Here is a 13087-nt window from a genome sequence, read left to right on the forward strand (position 1 = left end):
GTTCGACCTTCAGGAGATGGCATTATCAAAGGCCGATCTAGAGATCGTTACACTCAACCGCGACTACTAAAGACTTTGAGGCAACCTGCATGAGCGGCGATGAGTTGAGGAGATTGAGGGCGGAAATTGATAGTTTGGATGAAGAGGTCATCAGGATTCTCGCGCTGAGATTTGTCGCTACTGGCAAGGTTGGCACTATCAAGGCAGCACAGAACTTGGAAGCTGTGGATCCTTCTCGCGAAGCCGCGCAAGCCGAAAGGTATTCCGTCCTAGCTGCACGTTACGGGGTTAGTATCGAGCTAACTCAGAAAGTCTTCAGAGCCGTCATAGACGAAGTCGTGGCAAATCATCAAACCATCCGAGAAAGCACATTGAAATAGGCTGCAAAGCAACCGATGGTGGATTCCCAGCGGTGAGGTAACAGCTCGGTAATCTCACGCCCAGCAGCGTCAGAAGGTGCATGAAGATGGCCTTCAAATCAGTATATGGATAATGTCCGTTGAGTCGCTGATTGGAGCAAGCTTATGATCGCCGCCAGCAGTTTTCCGCCGAGTAGCGACCTTTCAAACAGCCAATTCCATGGCCTAAGTACCCACAGGCGAGTCTCGAACTACTATTTACACTTCTCGCCCCTATCTTCCCAGCACAATCCAGCTGGCTGGACACTCAGCGCTCTCGTAATAACAAATGGCTCCTCATTGAAGACAATTTCGTCTAAAGCCAGGACTAAATGCGGAGTAAATTACCGTGCTTCTGTGACTGCCATGGAGGCATTGATGCCCTCTCCAAAACTCCAAATCGGCCTTGTGCTGTTCCCCAATCTGACACAGCTTGATCTCACCGGACCCGCCGAGGTATTCGGCAGACTTCCTGGAGCGCAGGTTCATTTGCTCTGGAAAGATCTCGACCCTGTTTCGGCCGATCGCGGCATGCGGATCCTACCGACTACCCGCTATGACGAATGCCCTCCACTCGATGTGATCTGTGTTCCCGGAGGGGCGGGTCAGATCGAACTGATGAGCGACCAGCAAACCTTGGATTTTCTGAGGCAGGCGGCGAAGACTTGCCAACTGATCACCTCTGTTTGTACGGGGTCACTGGTTTTAGGAGCAGCGGGTTTGCTCAAAGGTTATCGAGCAACTTGCCACTGGTCCTCGATCGATCAATTGGGTCTGCTGGGCGCAGTGCCCGTGCATGAACGAGTAGTGCAAGACCGTGATCGGCTAACGGGGGCCGGTGTGACATCCGGAATTGACTTTGCACTTAGCGTAGTCGCCTTGGTGGCAGGAGAGGAAGTGGCCAAGGAGATCCAGCTGCAAATGGAATACGATCCTCGCCCACCCTATGACGTCGGTTCGCCTCGCTCCGCGCCTGCAGAATTGCTATCGCGAACGAAAGATAAAATGAGTTCGTTCATCGAGCGTCGTAGGGCAGCGACGATCCTAGCTGCTGGGCAAGCGTATTTAACAGCCATTGAGTAGAGCTTGCTGTTCAAGTGTAAGCATCCTGTACCCGATTCGTCACAACAGCCCGAGCGGCTTCAGTTGGTAAGGTTCCCGGTTTAACTCATTAAGATGGATTTCATGCATTTATACGTCGTACGGCACGGGGAAACCTGGGCCAATGCCGAACAGCGCTATCTCGGTTCACTTGATCCAGCGCTGACCGAACTGGGGCGGCGGCAAGCTGAAGCGCTTGGCGAATACTTGCCCAAGAATCTTGATGCACTCGTCGTCTCCCCTCGCATAAGGGCTAAAGAAACTGCGAGGATCATTAACGAAAGGCTGAAGCTCCCGATCGAGATTATGGAGTGTTTCCGAGAGCGGGATGTCGGAGTTTTTGAGGGATTGACTCAAGCTGACGCAAGAGAGCAATACCCGCAGCTTTGGTCGCAAAATATCACTCGACGTTGGGATGCCGGACCAACCGGCGGTGAGTCGATCTCAGACGTAGTGAAGAGAGTACGAAGCGGTTTGGTTGAGCTGGAATCGAAATACTCGTCAAAAACTGTTTTGCTCGTCGCGCACGGCTTCGTTGCAAAGGTCATCCGCGCGATGGCCAAAGGGGATTTTTCAGATTTTTACCACTGGCAGCTCTCAAACGGCCGCATGCTGATCTTGGAGAGTTTCGAGATTCCAACGCTTGATACTGACATTCTGAGAGGCACGCTGCCTCTAGTGTGATGCTGGCTGCTGCCATGAATGGGCGCCCGCGTAATTTAAGTGTAAGTCCATAGTGACGCCTGCACAGCACTGGCTAATCCGATGTGCCAAGAGTTGGCTGCCGAGGATGAGAACCAATCGAATATGCCTAACACGTCCTCCAATACCGATTTTATGCACCTCGCTCTCGCCCAAGGGCGTTTAGCCCTACCTGAGTGCCTCCCAAACCCGCCGGTAGGTTGCGTGCTGGTAAAAGATAACGCGGTGATCAGCCAAGGTCATACACAGCCGCCTGGGTTTTATCATGCGGAAGCAATGGCGCTAAGCTGCTTATCGCGCGACTGCTCCGGGGTCTCTGCATTTGTCACGCTTGAGCCATGCTCCTTTCATGGCCGAACTCCGTCATGTGCGTTGGCACTGATAAAAAGTGGAGTCGAGACAGTGTTTGTTGCGCTGCTTGATCCCGATCCGAGAAACTCGGGAGCAGGCATAAAAATGTTACAAGATGCAGGTATTACCGTCGTTGTCGGCTTACTGGCAGAGGAAGCTGCCAAGGACTTAGCTGATTTTTTAGTAAGAAAACCAGATGGATCATCGGATCATAACGATGAGTAAATCGTCGACCTCTCAGCACAAGTCGGGATGCCCGTACCGTTACCTCACGGGTCCTCACGGGCCGGTTTTTTTGATCGGCATACACGCACCTCTTCAACATGTTATATCCGAACACAAAATCTATGACATTCCCAGATAGCGATCTACGAATAGAATTTACTAAGGGCTAAATGCAGTAGCCGTCCGGGCAAGACACCTTGTTTGCAATTTCGAATAGAGCAATGGCGTCCGATTAGATAACATTTTCAGCGCTTTCAAGCAGATGCATCCCCATCTCAAACACTCGAACTTCCATGCCAAACTCCCTCGTACATCCGGATCGCAGCTGTATTGAATGTCCAGACAGCTAGTTCGAGGTCTTCTGCTCCTCTAACGGTTGCCCATTCCCGCGCAGCGCTCATCAGTTTTCGTCCAATACCCATAAGCATATGGCGAAGTCACCCAGAACCCGGTTGCTTCTAAGGCTATACGTAAAAAATCTTATACCGACGTTAGCCGTTCCCATATGCTCGCCCCCGAGAAGCATCATCGGTTAATGGAGATCAGAAGTGTTCTCAGGGACAGTCATGACTACCGTCACGAAGGCTACTTTGATACACGCGATTATGGTCGATGTGGATGGTGTCATTGTTAACGGTCGACCCTCCGATGGAGAGGGTTGGGCTTCCTCTCTCGAAGAGGATCTTGGGCTGGCACGCTCAGATCTTCATACGGTGCTCTTCGAGCCGCATTGGGACGACATAGTCACGGGTAAATTAAGCTTGGAGGCGACGCTGAAATCCGTGCTGCCGGACATCGCACCGGGCCTTTCTCCACAAACATTATTGAAGTATTGGTTTGAAAATGATGCCCGGCTTGACCTGAGATTGCTGGCTGATCTCGACCTACAACGGCGTCATGGCGTCAAGGTGTATCTTGCGACCAATCAGGAGCACCTTCGTGCAAAGTTTCTGATGGAGTCGATTGGCCTAGATCAGTATTGCGACGGTATTTTCTATTCAGCAGCGCTGTCTTGCCGGAAGCCAAGCACCCTTTTTTATGAGAAGGTCAACGAATTGTCTGGGTTCCGGCCAGAACAGCTACTTCTGATAGACGACACTCCCGCAAATGTTTTGGCTGCGCGCAACTTGGGATGGAATGCTATTGAGTGGAATAAGTCCAGCACGCTCGCGGGCCAAATAGACACGCTGCAATTGGCCGCGAGGCGTATTGGGTAACTCGGCCTGATTTCTGGCCTCAATGCAACGGCGAATAGTGCTCGCTGAAACAGAGGTGCTGTAGGGACAGGCGTTGCCTGGCCGGGCGAGAGCGTCGATGACATCATCAGGGTAGATTTAGAGATAAGCCTGCTCTCATAGGCTTTATAAAACGCCACTTATCAGCAAGTTATGGTTCGCTTCGACTCCTGGTGCCGCACCATACGCAGTACCAGAAAAGGCTCACCGAAAGGTGGGCCTTTTTTGTGCGCGCTAGATTTCTGTAGGAGCTGCCGAAAGCTGGGAAGGCGTCATCCAACACAAGAACAACAAGCCCCCGGACCTACTTCACTCCGTAGGAGCCGGGCTTGCTCGCGATAGCGATCTCAAGCAATCGAGCAACAACAGGCATGAAAATCGTTACAGCTTCCAGTCAGGCGCATTTAATCCATCCGTTAAATCTCACTACTGGAGTCGCCTGCGAGGCTGGGCGCTTTCATCGAAGAGCTGGAACGCTATCGCCCTGGCGTACTGCGCTGCATCGGTTCAGGAGCTGAGCATCTCAGGCGCGTTCCGCATCGATGATACGGATACCGTGCTGGAAAACCTGAACCAGGCCTTACCGGTGAGAGTGCACTACCTGACGCGCTATTGGGCTAGCATCGAACCGGCATGAGTTCGATTTGAAAATGTTTAACGAGTCACCTTGCTGATTTTGATTCTCATCCGTCAATGACACAAGCCGCGATGACGGCGACTTTCTGCCATGACAACGGAAGGATCAACGAATGCCCCTGCTTCCCCTCTATGCGAAGACTTCAATGACCCGCCCGGTTCGCTTGGCCCTCTTTGGACTGAGCCTCGCGAGTCTGTCGGGGCTGGCGCTAATGTCCACGCCAGTTTTGGCGCAAAGCCAGACGTCCTACCAGATCGCCTCAGGCCTGCTTGGCACTGCCCTGACCCAGTTCGGAGTGCAGGCGGGCGTGACTATTTCATTTGATACCGAGCAAACCCGCCGTCTGACTACGGCGGGCCTGACTGGCGTGTACAGCGTCGAGGAGGGACTGATGCGCTTGCTGGCGAACAGCGGGTTACAAGCGCAGCGTCAGAGCAATGGTGGCTACGTGTTGATCCCTGCCAATAACGGAACCACGGTGGTGCTTGGCGCGACGAGTGTCACGGGCCAATCGCTGGGAACGACGACAGAGGGGAGCGGATCCTACACCACCGGCTCCATGAGTACCGCGACCAAACTGGCCACCTCCATGCGCGAGACGCCGCAGTCGGTCACGGTAATCACTCGTCAACGCATGGATGACCAGAACATGCAGTCTCTGGAGGACATTTCGACTCACACCCCAGGCCTGACCATGCGCAAAACCGGTGGCGAGCGCCCAGAGTTCTATTCCCGCGGTTCCGCCATCGACAACATCATGATTGACGGACTGCCAGTCGCGTATGACAGCGACACCCTTGGCACGTCGACCCTGGCGATGTTCGACCGGGTTGAAGTCGTGCGCGGTGCGTCGGGCCTGATGCTCGGTGCCGGCAACCCCTCCGGCACCCTCAACCTGATCCGCAAGCGCCCCACCGTCGAGCCGCAAGTTTCAGTCACCTTGGGCGCCGGCTCGTGGGACAACTACCGCACCGAAATCGATGCCAGCAGCGCACTCAATTCTGTCGGTTCGATCAGAGGCCGCGTGGTCGGTGCCTTCCAGGACAAAGACAGCTTTACCGATGGCTACAGCAGCAAGCGCCAGTTGTTGTACGGCATCACCGAATTTGACCTGAGCGAAGCCACGACCCTGACCCTCGGTGCGTACTACAACCGTGAAGACAACCCGGGAGCCGACTGGTCGGGCATCCCGACCAGGGCCAATGGCACGTTCCTGCCGATATCCCGCTCGACGCGCATGAGCCCGAACTGGACCTACTGGAACAAGAAAAACACCAGCGCATTTGCAGAAATTGAGCACCGCTTCGACAACGACTGGAAACTGCGCCTGAATACCACGTGGCTGCGAGGCGACCTGGACATGCTGGGCACCAGTTTCTATCGACTGGACCCCAGTGCAGATCAGTTGAACCTGAACGTGGGCCGCTACACCTACCAGCACACACAAAAAAGCGTCGACGGCTACGTTTCCGGCCCCTTCACCCTGTTTGGTGCGACCCACGAACTGGTACTCGGTGGCAGCTATCGCAATGATAAAACCGACGATGGCCCCGGCGGTGGTTTCCTCAATGACCCAAACATCGTGCTCGACCCATCAAACTTCGACTATCACGGCGTAGAAAAACCGGCCATCAACTACAACTGGTCTCGTAAGGGCAAGGTCGATCAATACAGCACCTACGCCACCGTGCGCTTCCATCTGCGCGACGACCTGAAATTGATCCTCGGTTCACGCCTGGATTGGTATGAATACGAACAGAACACTATTTCCGGCGACTACACGTTCGGCGCCGACTACAAGGCTACGCGCGAATACACCCCCTATGCCGGCCTGATCTACGACATAAACGATACCTACTCGGTGTACACCAGCTGGACCAGAATCTTCCAGCCGCAAGCCAACGTGGACTTCCAGGGCAGCCTTCTGCCGCCGGTCACGGGTACCAACCGTGAAGTGGGGATCAAGGGCGAGTACTTTGACGGGGCGCTGAATGCTAGCCTGGCCTACTTCCAGTTGAACCAGGAAAATCTCGCCCAAGGGCTTGATGCCTGTGCACCGGGTGTTGCTTCCTGCTCCGTGGCCTCCGGTGAAGTGGAAACCAAAGGCGTCGACCTTGAACTGCAAGGCATGCTTGCCCGTGGCTGGCAGGCCTCCGCCGGCTACACCTACGCCGGCGCCAAGAACGTCAAGGGCGGCAGCGGTCGCTTCGACAGCGATACGCCATACAACCTGCTCAAGCTGTCCACCACCTATCAATTGCCGGGCGACCTCGAAAAATGGTCGATCGGCGGCTCATTCCGCAGCCAGAGCAGCACATACACAACCTACGGCGTATCGCAGGGCGGCTACAGCATCGTCGACCTGATGACCGGCTACAACGTGAACAAAAACCTCAAGGTCCAAGCCAACCTGAACAATGTGTTCGACAAGCACTACTACCAGAGCATCAGTAACCCGGCGGGCGCAAACATCTTCGGCGACCCGCGTAACGTGGCCGTGACCATGAAGTGGAGCATGTAAGCTACATCCTCCGAGAATGACAACATCCTGCCTGGGCAGGAGTGCGCCGCAACATGCCCTCAGGCGCTGTCCACCCCGGCAGCGCCGAGCAATAAGCCGCAGGCAACAAAAAGGGCACTTGCCTAACCGCCAAGTGCCCTTTTTTATCACCCGCAAAAGCGCTTAACGCGCCAGCATGAACGTCTCATATTCCAGGTCTTCCAGCGCCGACGACAGGCGCGCCAGCCCCAGCAGGACACACACCAGCAACGACAGTGTGAACCCGTAGCCGAAGAAGCTCGGGCCCAGGTGCATGCTGAGGAGGGTCAGGCCGGCGTTCAACACGGCGAACAGTACGCACAGCTCCAATACCACGCGACGTTTGTCGAGGTAGAAGAACACGTTGAGCAGCGCCATGAACACCACCTGGATGCTCACACCGATCAGGTCGATGTAGAACAGTGGCAGGTAGTAGCTGGAGATGCCGATCCACTCGAGCAAGCGCGGCGCGAAGAGGAACAGCAGGACCACGGTGAGGCCCTGGACCTTGCAGATTTCCAGCAGGCCCTGGCGAATGGACAGGGTCATTTCGGTTTTCAGCGAACCGATGTGCTGCAAGGTCTCGCCGTCGCGGATGGCGCGGAACAGCCGGTCGTACCATTCGGCGAAGTCGGTTTCGATGCGCACCAGGAAAACCGCCATGCCAGGGATGATCGCCAGGTACGCGATGAAAATCGGCATGTCATACAGGATCGAAGCGCGCAGCGGTCCGATGACGGCGTTGGAAGTGCCGGGGTTGAACCAGAACAGGATCTTGTCGACCCAGATGCCGAAGTTGTAGAAGAACCCGGTGACCAGCAGGCTGAGGAACACGTTGCGACGATTGAGGAAATCGAAGGCAATCATTTTCTCGGCACGGTATTCGCGCAGGATGTCGTAGAGGTACAGGAACAGCAGGCTGCCGTGCCCGATCAACAACGCCAGCAACAGGCCGGGCATCTTCAGGAAGCTCAGCAACCAGGCACTCGCCACCATCAGCGCGTAACCCACCACCATCACCAGCAGGATGCGGTTATATTTTTTCATCCCCGAGAGGAAGATGATCACCAGCCACAGGTTGCACAGCACCACGAAGTTCGACAGTACCAGCACGCGGTAGATCAGGGGCTGATCGAACAGCAGCGCCAGCACGATGACACCCAGTACGCCGGCGCCGACGGTGACCATCAACAGGATGCCCAACAGGTTCGGCAGGATTTGCTCGTAGCGTTGCTCGAACAATTGGTCGGACACAAAGCGGGTGAAGAACAACTGCAGCCCACCCGTGAGGATCAGCGAGCTGGCCATCAGGTAGGTCACCGTCACCAGGAACTGCCCGACCAGTGAGTTGGGCAACAACAGGCCGAGGCTGATGATCCCCACCAGCATCACGCTGATGATCGACAACACCCACGGCCCGGAGCTGATCAAGCCCGCATACACGTAGGCGTGCAGGGTTGCGGTGTATGAGTCGCGCGAAAGAATCTTGCGCAGTTCGAAGCCAATACCGGCCATTTAATTGTTCTCCATGGCTGCCTGGTACAGGTCGCGGTAGCGCTGCAGCATCAAGGCTTCGGTGTAGTAACGGTGGACCCGCAAGAGCCCGCTGGCCTGTGCGGCCTTCCAGCGTTCCGGGCTGCGCAGCAGTTCGAGGATCGCCGCCGAGGTGGCTTGTGGGTCGGCGATCGCCACCACTTTGCCGGCGAGGCCAAGGTCACGGTCTTCGGCGCTGCCGCCTTCGATCAATTCTCGACACGAACCGACGTCGCTGCTGATCACCGGTGTGCCGGCGGCCCAGGCTTCGAGGATCACCAACGGCTGGGCCTCGCTGATCGAGGTCAGCACCATCAGGCCCAGTTTGGGCAGGATGTCCTGAATGCGCTGGAAGCCCAGGAAGTGCACCTTGCCTTCAAGCCCCAGACTGGCCATCAAACTGCGGCATTCGCTGACGTACTCGGGGTCTTCCTCTTCAGGGCCGACAATCCAGCCCTCGGCCTGTGGCATGGCGCTGATCACACCGCGCATGGCCCGCAGGAAGGTCTTGACGTCCTTGATCGGCACCACCCGTCCAATCAGCCCCACCACCGGCGCAATGCCCGGCTCGCGGGATTCCAAGGCCTTTGCCCACTGCGACAGGTCGATGCCATTGGCGATCAACTGCGTGCGGCTCGGGTCGGCGCCGTCCTTGATCTGACGCTGACGGTTGCCGTCATACAAGGCAATGATGTTGTCGGCGCTGTTGTAGGCCAACTGGCCGATGCGTTCGAAATAGCGTACCCACAGCGTGCGGATATACCCCGAACCGCCATCGAGGCTGCGGTTGAGCGCCTGGCCGGAGCTTTCGGCGATCCACGTGGCCTGGGCCAGGTCGATCTTGCGCTCCTTGGTGTAGATGCCGTGCTCGCTGAGCAGGTAAGGACATCCCCAGCGATGCTTGAGGATGCAGCCCAGGAGCCCCGCGTAACCGGTGGAGATCGAGTGCAGCACCCGCGCACGCGGCATCTTGCGCGAAGCTTCGGCGAGCATCAGCAACGGCGACTGCAGGGAGCGCAGGGTCCAGAAATAATTGACGAAGGAGGGGTCGGCGCAATGCTGGCGATAGCCTTCGCTGAGGGTCTCCCAACTGGCGCGGCTGCGCAGTACATCGTCGAGGGTCATGTGCCCTTCGGCGATGCAATTGAGCATGCGCTCGCCCAGCTCGCGCGGGGGCGCGTCCGGGTGGTGCAAGAAGCGATACAGGTCGGCCAACTGCTGCGGGTCGGCCTCGCGTGGCTTACCGCGCTGGTTGGCGGGATGGGTTGCATCCTCAAGGAAGACTTCTTCGATGTGCACCACGTTTGTCGGCACTTCATAGCGTCGCGAGGAGTACGCCGAGCGCTGGCCGCCGATGAACATGACCGAAAAGGTCAGCTCCGGCAGGCCGAGGATCATCTGGTGAATCCAGCTCGATACCCCGCCGCGCACGTACGGCCAGGTGCCTTCCAGCAACAGACAGATATCAGCGGTGGGTGTCGCTTCCTTATGATTCATTCCAGCTCCTCACCAGCTCAGCGAACGGTGGACGCTGGCGGGTTTTCTCGGGAAGGCTGGCGAGCAACCCAGGGATTTCGTGATAACGACCGGCTTCGAACGCCAGCTCTGCATGAAACGGCAGCAATTGCGCGGCGCCCAGGCCATTTCGCTCGGCCTCGTGCAACAGCGCTTCAGCCCGCTCGTTCTCGCCGCGCTCCAACGCGATACGTCCCGCCAACAGCAGCAGCTCGCCGCCCTCGCCCGCGGCCAAACCTTGCTCGGCGTGTTCACTGGCTTGATTGAGGACGTGTTCGAGCACACTGCCCTGGGCCAGGCCGAGGTAGGCCAGCTCCCAATACCAGCGCGCCAGCATGCTGTGCACCGGGCCTGCCATGCGTGGGCTCACGCCGGCCAATTGCTCCAGGGCCATCTGGATGTGCAGGTTGATGTCGCTTTCCTGCTTGTCGAGCATCGAGTACGCCAACAGGCGCACGTCGTCACTCGGATCGCCCAGGGCCAATTTGAGGATGGGCACCGCGTCCTTGCCGGGCATGCGCCGCGTCGCCAGCAAGGCTGCCAGGCGCTGGTCCGGGTCGGGCGCGTGACGCAACACATCCTGCAGGCCGCCATCGGCAAAAATCGGCGTGCGTGTCTGTGCCTGCGCACGGAACGGCAGGCCCGGAATGCCGACAGCCTGCCAGGCCTGGCGGTCGCGTTTGCGCGGCAGGTACAGCGCCGGGAAGATTGCCGCCACCACGCCCAAGGTACCGATGACCGGCACGAAGAATGCCAGGCAGAAAATGAACAGCGGGCTCCAGGGAAGCGGTGCACGGTAGCGCGCCGGCAGCATCCGCCACACGGCAGCGCACAGCATCAGGCAGGCGAGGCCGTGGCTGAAGATAAACACCAGCAGTTGATGCAACTCCGGCGCATTGAGCCACAAACTGGCCCAGCTGCCCGCCTCTAACAACAAGGCTCCGCTAAACAGCCACTTGCTGATCATTCAGGCCACACTCGTTGTGAAGAAAGTTACGCAGCCCGTTGCGGTCACAGCCAGGCTCCAGGTTGAAAGGCATTACCCGCACACCCAGGCTGTCAAAATCGGTGTCGATGCCGAAGTGCTCGTGCAGCAACAGGCCGATACGCGCCAGGTAGCCTTGGGTGCCTTCCGGGCTGGTCAGCGGCAACAGGACCAACAGCAAAGGATGATCGCGGTTGTTGCGAACCGGCAGGTGCAGGTCGAGACCACGCTGGCTGCGCTCCATCAAACGCGTCAACTCGTCGTTGGGGCGCGTCATCTCAAACGCGAACAGGCCGGCCGGCAACGTGTGCTGCTCCGCATCCACCAGCGAGCGCTTGAGCTGCAAGGTGAATTGCTGCGCGTCGGCATCGGGCAGGCGCAGCACTTGCGGATCGCGGCGCAACAGGTCGGCGATGTGGCCGGCGAGCAACGACAGGAGGCTCAGCGTGCGGTCCTGGAACGCGAAGAACGGCATCTGCCGGACAGCCAGGACCGCCAGCAGGCGACCTTCGGCGTCGATCAGCGGGATGCATGCCTGCAGCGATGAGAACTGCGCGGAGTTGCCGGAGTCGATCAGGTCCTGACGCACGCTGACCAGCTCGCCACGTTCCAGGCACAGGGTGATCAGACCGTCGTCGGTGCCCAACGGGCCCATCACGCCGATCATGGCCAAGGCCTCGGGCAGCACATTTTTTTCGCTTTCATCGACACGGTACAGCCCGGCAACGCGCAGGGCACCGTACTGGCCCAGCATCGCCACGATCGGCTCGGCCAGGTCGCTCAAGGCATCGCCTTCGATCGGCATGCTGCGCAGCTTCTCGCGCAGGCCCAGCAACGAACTGCGCAGGCTCTGATCGCTGCCAGCGACGCGCTGCTCCAGCAAGTCATGGGAAACCCGCAGGATCTGGTGAGCGCGGGTGAACTCATCAAGACGGTACTGGCGGTACTCGTTGGCCATCTGCAGACGCTCCAGGCGGCGCACCCACAGGTCGCGAACTTCACCCACGAGCATCCCGCACACCAGCACGCCGACGATAAACGACGGCTCAAGCTCGGTGTAGCCTGCATGCCCGGTGTAGCGCAGCACAAATAACGCCACTACCAGCAGACCTGCGCTGAACAAGCCGCGTACAAAACCGTAACGCACACCTAACAGCAGCGGCGCCAGGATTACCCAAGGGAAACCACCGTGCATCTGCAACGGGTCTTCGGGAGTCAGCCAGAGGCCGAGGCCAATCGCGGCACCCGTCACTATCAGCGTTTCCAGCCAAGACACCGGCCCGCTGGCGCGGGGCGCCAGGCTGTAATCCATGTGTGGAGAATTCATTGCGTTCACTCGAACCGAAGGGCGCCAACAAGTTTGTCGATTACCGTCTGAGCATTGCCCGCCAGGCTTTCACGGGACCAGCCGGCGCGCGCGCCGCTCTTGCTCCAGAGCACGGTACCGTCCTTGGCGTCCAGCACGCGCAGGCTGATGCCGACCGCTGGCTCGCCGTCCAGGCCGTTCTTGTATTGCCACTCTTCGACGCTGCCTGCAACGACGTAGTCGAGCTTCTGGTCGCGGGCCCACTCGAGGGCGCCGGTGAGGCGCTCGTTGTCATCCATCAGCGCTTGTTCGCCCTGGGTAGTGGTCGGGTAGACGCGAGGCTGCAGACCGTGGCTGCTGAGGACGCTGAGCAGGATCTGCTCGCTGCGCTCACCGGCTTGCGGGGTCTGGGAATAGTTGACCATCGGCACGATGCCCCATTTCGCACTGCGCGACAGGTTCGGGCTGTTTTCACTGGTGAAGCTCGAGCAACCGGCGACGAACAGTACTGTCAGGGCCAGGCTCAGTGTACGAATTGCTTGCATAGGTTTTTCTCCCGT

The 13087-nt window shown here is 58.0% G+C and carries 12 protein-coding genes and 1 pseudogene; 7 read left to right on the forward strand and 6 right to left on the reverse strand.

Annotated elements, in window-relative coordinates; all coding sequences use genetic code 11:
• Nucleotides 1–89 precede the first annotated feature (89 nt).
• From C9990_RS29845 to C9990_RS29860, 4 genes are all read left to right on the forward strand, one after another.
• A complete protein-coding gene (locus tag C9990_RS29845; RefSeq protein ID WP_106805417.1) occupies nt 90–380 on the forward strand; it encodes a chorismate mutase in 291 nt (96 codons plus the stop codon).
• A 396-nt stretch (nt 381–776) separates the two neighbouring features.
• Nucleotides 777–1481: a DJ-1/PfpI family protein gene (locus C9990_RS29850; RefSeq protein WP_106805418.1), complete on the forward strand. Its 705-nt coding sequence runs from the start codon at nt 777–779 to the stop codon at nt 1479–1481.
• A 102-nt stretch (nt 1482–1583) separates the two neighbouring features.
• Nucleotides 1584–2183, forward strand: coding sequence for a histidine phosphatase family protein (locus C9990_RS29855; RefSeq protein ID WP_106805419.1), 600 nt, complete (start codon nt 1584–1586; stop codon nt 2181–2183).
• 81 nt (nt 2184–2264) lie between these two features.
• Entirely contained in the window at nt 2265–2777 is a 513-nt protein-coding gene (locus tag C9990_RS29860) for a bifunctional diaminohydroxyphosphoribosylaminopyrimidine deaminase/5-amino-6-(5-phosphoribosylamino)uracil reductase RibD (protein ID WP_256595142.1), read from the forward strand.
• A 275-nt stretch (nt 2778–3052) separates the two neighbouring features.
• On the opposite strand, the gene C9990_RS33225 is transcribed toward C9990_RS29860, so the two are convergent.
• Complete coding sequence (locus C9990_RS33225) at nt 3053–3205, reverse strand: GNAT family N-acetyltransferase (protein WP_106805420.1); 153 nt, start codon at nt 3203–3205, stop codon at nt 3053–3055.
• Nucleotides 3206–3343: 138 nt separating this feature from the next.
• Here C9990_RS33225 and C9990_RS29870 point away from each other — a divergent pair, with 138 nt between their 5' ends.
• From C9990_RS29870 to C9990_RS29880, 3 genes and pseudogenes are all read left to right on the forward strand, one after another.
• Nucleotides 3344–3994 (forward strand): HAD-IA family hydrolase, encoded by a 651-nt coding sequence (locus C9990_RS29870; RefSeq protein ID WP_106805421.1) that lies wholly within the window; start codon nt 3344–3346, stop codon nt 3992–3994.
• 462 nt (nt 3995–4456) lie between these two features.
• Nucleotides 4457–4649 (forward strand): annotated as a pseudogene (locus tag C9990_RS32870) (iron dicitrate transport regulator FecR); the annotation flags it as partial.
• Between the two features lie 211 nt (nt 4650–4860).
• Nucleotides 4861–7170, forward strand: coding sequence for a TonB-dependent receptor (locus tag C9990_RS29880; protein ID WP_256595143.1), 2310 nt, complete (start codon nt 4861–4863; stop codon nt 7168–7170).
• Nucleotides 7171–7332: 162 nt separating this feature from the next.
• Here C9990_RS29880 and pelG read toward each other — a convergent pair whose 3' ends face one another.
• The 5 genes from pelG to C9990_RS29905 are packed head-to-tail and all read right to left on the reverse strand — an operon-like array spanning nt 7333 to nt 13072.
• The gene (gene pelG, locus C9990_RS29885) at nt 7333–8703 is read right to left on the reverse strand and encodes an exopolysaccharide Pel transporter PelG (RefSeq protein WP_065899656.1); all 1371 of its coding nucleotides are present in this window, start codon (nt 8701–8703) and stop codon (nt 7333–7335) included.
• Entirely contained in the window at nt 8704–10218 is a 1515-nt protein-coding gene (gene pelF / locus C9990_RS29890; protein WP_065899655.1) for a GT4 family glycosyltransferase PelF, read from the reverse strand.
• Nucleotides 10208–11203 (reverse strand): HEAT repeat domain-containing protein, encoded by a 996-nt coding sequence (locus tag C9990_RS29895; protein ID WP_065899654.1) that lies wholly within the window; start codon nt 11201–11203, stop codon nt 10208–10210. The genes pelF and C9990_RS29895 overlap by 11 nt, the downstream gene beginning before the upstream one ends.
• Nucleotides 11181–12548: a PelD GGDEF domain-containing protein gene (locus tag C9990_RS29900; RefSeq protein ID WP_256595144.1), complete on the reverse strand. Its 1368-nt coding sequence runs from the start codon at nt 12546–12548 to the stop codon at nt 11181–11183. The genes C9990_RS29895 and C9990_RS29900 overlap by 23 nt, the downstream gene beginning before the upstream one ends.
• Before the next feature lie 5 nt (nt 12549–12553).
• Nucleotides 12554–13072 (reverse strand): penicillin-binding protein activator LpoB, encoded by a 519-nt coding sequence (locus C9990_RS29905; RefSeq protein ID WP_065899648.1) that lies wholly within the window; start codon nt 13070–13072, stop codon nt 12554–12556.
• Nucleotides 13073–13087: the final 15 nt, after the last annotated feature.

Source organism: Pseudomonas sp. S5D5, assembly GCF_003013355.1.
GTDB classification, from domain to species: Bacteria; Pseudomonadota; Gammaproteobacteria; order Pseudomonadales; family Pseudomonadaceae; genus Aquipseudomonas; species Aquipseudomonas aylmerensis.